The organism is Pseudomonas nitroreducens TX1 (assembly GCF_000313755.1).
In the GTDB taxonomy this organism is placed as follows: Bacteria; Pseudomonadota; Gammaproteobacteria; order Pseudomonadales; family Pseudomonadaceae; genus Pseudomonas; species Pseudomonas nitroreducens_A.
Genome location: NZ_AMZB01000027.1, coordinates 1 through 1,020 on the forward strand (window position 1 = coordinate 1; position 1,020 = coordinate 1,020).

The window sequence follows — 1,020 nt, forward strand, 5'->3', positions numbered from 1 at the left end:
CCTCGGCCTGACTGCCACTGGACAACATCTTTGTGCAGAGCGCGCCGTCATCGAATGTCGTTTAACCAAAGCACCCGAGCCATGCCCCAAGTGCGGGGCTGCTGGTGTTTCACGCGGTACTGTCGATAGGCATCTTGCTCACACACCTTACGGACAACGACCAACCAGATTGCTGCTGCGTATCCGTCGCTGGCGTTGTGCTTGCGGCTGTTTCTGGCATGAAGATACAAACAGTGCAGCACCTCCACGTTCAAAGCTTTCATATGGGGCGATACGCTGGGCATTAGCTGCCATCGTGCTGGATCATCTGTCGGTATCTCGTGTTGCGAGCCAGCTTGATGTTGCATGGCACACCGCTAATAATGCCATTATCAACGAAGGACGGCGCCTGCTTTTTAATGACTCGACACGTTTTGACGGTGTGACCGTGCTGGGCGTGGATGAGCATGTTTGGCGACATACACGCTGTGGTGACAAGTACGTCACCATCGTGGTTGACCTTACGCCCGTGCGTAACAAAAACGGGCCGGCCCGCTTGCTCGATGTGCTGGAAGGCCGCTCCAAACAAGCCTTTAAGCAATGGCTACAGAGTCGCCCCAAATCGTGGCGTGACCAGATCGAAAGCATTGCCATGGACGGTTTTACGGGGTTTAAATCTGCAGCGCAAGAAGCCCTGCCTCAAGCCCAAACCGTGCTGGATCCTTTCCATGTCGTGCGCTGGGCAAGCAACATGCTGGATGAATGCCGCCGGCGTGTGCAACACGACATCCTGGGCCGCAGAGGGCGTAAAAATGACCCGCTCTACAAAAGCCGTCGAACGCTACTGACTCGGATCAGCTACCTGTCTGACGCCAACAAAAAGCAACTGTTCCAGCTGTTTGCAGATGAGCACCACCTCGAAGTGGATTGCACCTGGAGCATGTACCAACGGGTGGTCAGCGCCTACAACGAGCCGGATCGAAAACGTGGTAAAAAACTCATGGAAGAGGTCATAAATATCATTACAGCCAGCGACTTGCC

At 54.6% G+C, this 1,020-nt stretch carries 1 protein-coding gene; it reads left to right on the forward strand.

The window, feature by feature from the left end:
- Window positions 1-1,020 (forward strand): ISL3-like element IS1411 family transposase (locus C167_RS31965; protein ID WP_037005752.1); only part of this gene is annotated, 1,020 nt, incomplete at both ends.